Annotated in this window: 6 protein-coding genes; 3 read left to right on the plus strand and 3 right to left on the minus strand. The window is 58.6% G+C overall.

Features of this window, described 5'->3' with window-relative positions:
* Nucleotides 1-855 precede the first annotated feature (855 nt).
* On the plus strand, nt 856-1,611 hold the full coding sequence (locus EOA29_RS28330) for a DUF309 domain-containing protein (protein WP_245468560.1): 756 nt from the start codon (nt 856-858) through the stop codon (nt 1,609-1,611).
* Between the two features lie 111 nt (nt 1,612-1,722).
* Nucleotides 1,723-2,187 (plus strand): MucR family transcriptional regulator, encoded by a 465-nt coding sequence (locus tag EOA29_RS28335; RefSeq protein ID WP_127221912.1) that lies wholly within the window; start codon nt 1,723-1,725, stop codon nt 2,185-2,187.
* Nucleotides 2,188-2,319: 132 nt separating this feature from the next.
* Here the strand turns inward: EOA29_RS28335 and EOA29_RS28340 are convergent, their stop codons facing one another.
* Genes EOA29_RS28340 through EOA29_RS28350 form a run of 3 tightly spaced genes read right to left on the minus strand, consistent with a single transcriptional unit; the run spans nt 2,320 to nt 3,596 of the window.
* Entirely contained in the window at nt 2,320-2,526 is a 207-nt protein-coding gene (locus tag EOA29_RS28340) for a cold-shock protein (RefSeq protein WP_127221916.1), read from the minus strand.
* 33 nt (nt 2,527-2,559) lie between these two features.
* Entirely contained in the window at nt 2,560-3,171 is a 612-nt protein-coding gene (locus EOA29_RS28345) for a class I SAM-dependent methyltransferase (RefSeq protein WP_127221913.1), read from the minus strand.
* Nucleotides 3,171-3,596, minus strand: a complete 426-nt coding sequence (locus EOA29_RS28350; RefSeq protein WP_127221914.1) for a hypothetical protein — start codon at nt 3,594-3,596, stop codon at nt 3,171-3,173. The genes EOA29_RS28345 and EOA29_RS28350 overlap by 1 nt, the downstream gene beginning before the upstream one ends.
* A 46-nt stretch (nt 3,597-3,642) precedes the next feature.
* On the opposite strand from EOA29_RS28350, the gene EOA29_RS28355 reads away from it, so the two are divergent.
* Nucleotides 3,643-3,887, plus strand: a 245-nt coding sequence (locus EOA29_RS28355) for an aminotransferase class V-fold PLP-dependent enzyme (RefSeq protein ID WP_245468561.1), incomplete at its 3' end; no start/stop codon positions are given.

Here is a 3,887-nt window from a genome sequence, read left to right on the forward strand (position 1 = left end):
AGGGAGAGCCGCCCACCGCGCGCCACCGGGGGATGGCCAGTACAAAAACGACGCCGGCCCACAGGCCGGCGACCGTCAGCAGCCGAAAGGCTGCCCCGCGCCAGGGGGCGAAGCCGAAGGGCCGAGACCGCCTGAGCTTGCCGAAGAAAAGCGGGCTCGGTTCACGAGCACCCGGCGCGCGCCTTCAGGCGCGCGGGCGCCACTCAGGTCCGCGACGGCCGCAGCTTTGATCTCGGGGTGATGCGCGTGCAAATGTCGGCACGGGCTTCGGAATGCACCCTGGAAGACATCGTGATAGCTCCTTGGGAGCGACGCGAGCGTCGGTGCCTGAACTTCCATCTGTGTCATGGGTTTGCTCTGCGGCGGACGCCGAGAGTCTCTCTCCCCGACCTTCGTCCGCCAACGAAATCCCTGCCTGCCCTCTTCCTCTGCTGGCCGCACCGTCGCCTATCGAAGCCCCGGCGACGTGGCAGTGCCCAAACGCACGCCCAAGGAGCGATCCCTTGCAGCTCGCAAGTTGGACGGGTCAAGCCATGTTCACAGCGGCCAGTCAGCCGCTTCATCGCCTCAGGCGCGCAAGAAAAAGGCCGGGCTTGCAGCACCCGGCCAAGCAAGAGGTCAAAACCTCCAGAGGGGAACGCGCCGGACGCAATGGGAGGAGAACGCCCGAGGCACGTTGGCATATAAGTCAGCACGGATGACATCTCAACGACATGCCAGTAGACCACGAGGCCTGATCATCTTGGTGCACTTGCGCTTGTGAGCCCGGACGTTTGCCCAAAACCTCATTTTTGCCGGCGGGCGCTCCGGAGTGATCATCCGTTCAGGATGTCACGGGTGTGCTATACGGCTTTGATGGCTATTGGTTCGATGTTGCGCCGGCGCTGGCTGCCGGAAAAGAGCTTTCCATCCTATGCGTATCTGCCGGGCAGGCAGCCACATCCGGTACGTGATCCCGCGGGACACAGCTACAACAGCCAAGCCATGCCGTTGGCGGCAGAGATCTCGGTTGATTCAGACACATTCCGCTGGGGTCTCGACCTCTTCAACCACGGCTATTACTGGGAAGCCCATGAGGCTTGGGAAGGCCTGTGGCAAGTTGCAGACCGAGGCGCTCCGCTTCGGATGCTCTTCAAAGGATTGATCCTGTTATCGGCCGCCGGCGTGAAGATCCGCGAGAGCAAGCAGGCGGCGGCGATGCGTCATGCCGGACGCGCCGCGACGCTCCTTCGTCGGCTGATGAACACGGCCGATCATAGCTTCGTGCGTGCGCTCGGCATGTCACCCGCAGCGCTCGCTGAACACGCCGAAGCCGCGGCAAGGACCCCGGCAGCCCTGCAGGCGACATCGCTCGGTCAGCCCCAAGTCGTGTTTGAATTCTTTCTCGGACCAAGCTCCGGCGGAAACCCGATCAGTTCACAAGAAAGACAAGCACCAGGAATAGACTTGTCACTGACGAACGAATGCCACGTTCCATTCACCTGGCTGTGTTTTCATGGTGCGCGGGATTTCGTCATGTTGTTTTCGGAACTACAAAAACTCAAGATGACACGGCTAGACGTCGGTTCAGGCGCCTTGCAGCCGACGATTACGGAGCCCGTCGCGTATTAGAATTAGCTTGTGGCGATACTTAAGCTGCCGAGACATTTATTGCTTTCGGCGGCGCCCACCGGTATGTAGCAGGACTTCGCCTGCTGTCTTTCAAGCCACCCGGAGAGTTTCATGACAGAAGAAGCCGATCACAATCTCGACAGCCTCATCGAGCTTACCGCTGATGTCGTCTCAGCCTATATCTCGAATAATCCAGTCCCAGTGGGCGATCTCCCCGCCCTGATCGGCCAAGTGCACGCGGCTTTGAAAAGCACTGCCGGAGGCGTCGCCGCGGCAGAGCCGGAGGCTCTCAAGCCTGCGGTCCCGATCAAGAAGTCGGTGTCGGCGGACTACATCATCTGCCTTGAGGACGGCAAGAAATTCAAATCGCTAAAGCGCCATATTTCAACCCACTATGGGCTTACCCCGGACGAATATCGTACCAAATGGGGCCTGCCGGCAGATTATCCGATGGTCGCGCCGAACTACGCTGCGGCGCGCTCGGTGCTGGCCAAGACAATCGGTCTCGGCCGCAAACCAAAAGAGTCGGAAACGCCGGCGCCGGCGACGCGGACCCGCAAGAAGGTCGCAGCCTGACTTTATCTCTCAAGGGTCGTTTTCCACCGCGCAGCTGCTGCCGGCATGATCCGCGCGGCATAAGAAATTGCGGGGACCAATCCTCCCCGCCTTAGCTCGCGTTCATTCGATCTTGCCGGGACACAGGGAAATTCAGCCAGCTTTGCTGAGGCTGCCGGCAGAGGACTTGCCAGTGCGGCGGTCCTGTTCGATCTCATAGTTGATCTTCTGGCCGTCATTCAGCGTCGAGAGGCCCGCGCGTTCGACAGCGGAAATGTGGACGAAAACATCCTGACCGCCATTGTCGGGCTGTATAATCCCCTTGGTGCTGTTGAAGGGATTTGAACTGCGGACTAACAGATTGAGTTTACTCTCTGCTCGGAACCCGTCGCATCATGGCATTGCGTGAGCGAAGACATAGTTGCGCCACAGATATGCCGGACGCCCCAACCCATCGTTTCTTTCAGCAAAATCAATGCAAGTTAACCCGCCGGCGGCTGCAGCCTCCAGGATCTGTGCGTCAGAGTGCGCATGAAAAACGCCGATCGGCTCACTGGGCATTGGGTCTCGAATGTCAACAGCAAGACGGCCATGCCCCGCTAGAAGATGCGCCATCCTTCGAAAGCCGTCCCTAAGATCGCCGGCGGCGAGCAGCATCAACACCGCCGAGCAAAGAATGAAGTCAAACGGCGGCACCTTGCCCAACCGAGCAAGCGTTGGCAGGCGATCGTCGATCCAGGTTATTCCGCGGACACTATTCGCTTCTCCAAGACGCCGAAATGCGATGGACGGCTCGATTGCTGTGACCTGTAACCCCCGAGCTGCAAGCCCTCGTGCATCGCGCCCACTTCCTGAGCCTATGTCGAGGACCCGGCCTTGAGTCGGAAGATGTTCGGAAAGATTTGGATGGATGACATCGAAGGTGACGGCGTCGTATCGTGGCGCCAAATCCGCAGCCAACTGGTCGTAGTAGGTGACAGAATCGAGTGATCCTTCCGCCTTCATTAGGGGGTTGCCTTGGTGGCGGCGTTCTTGGTGAAATATGCTGCTGGCCCGCAACTCGTCACGAAGGAGCCGAGTGCTGCGAACAGCAGGAGTGCGCAGAAAGTCCCAACGATAATGAAATTTCCCCCAATCTTGCCTTTGCTATCGTAGCTGCGAATGTCAGCGAGCACCCGCTGCATTACATATCGCAGCCGAATGAGCGCGATGATCATCAAAAGATTCGAGATGCCGGCAAATATAAGCAACATCGATCGTGCGCGATCGTTGATATCGAAGCTTGCAACAGCAAACCACAAGCCGCCGGTAAGCGTCATAACTATGAGAGGCGATTGCCAGAGAAATCCATTGAGCGAACGGAAATCCTCACACCGCTGTTCGTAAATCACCTTTTGATCAGGTGGTTCATTCGCTATATCGTTCGACATCTTAAACCTCGCCTTTCGATTCTCTTTAGCATCGAATGCGAGTCCAGTGCGGGAAGATTTTGAAATGGGGCATCCAATCTATCTCGATGGTTTTGCCACTCTACCCCTTGCGCCTGAAGCTCGCGAGGCGATCCTTGGTGTTTGGGCGCAACCCGGCAACGCCGGTTCGCCCAACGTTTCAGGCGAGATTGCCGCACGCACGATTGCCGACGGCCGCGAATTGGTAGCCGATTTAATCGGCGCCGCGGCAAGCGAGATCACGTTCACTTCGGGTGCGACTGAAGCCAACAA

The sequence above is a fragment of the Mesorhizobium sp. M1E.F.Ca.ET.063.01.1.1 genome, from assembly GCF_003998155.1.
Classification (GTDB): domain Bacteria; phylum Pseudomonadota; class Alphaproteobacteria; order Rhizobiales; family Rhizobiaceae; genus Mesorhizobium.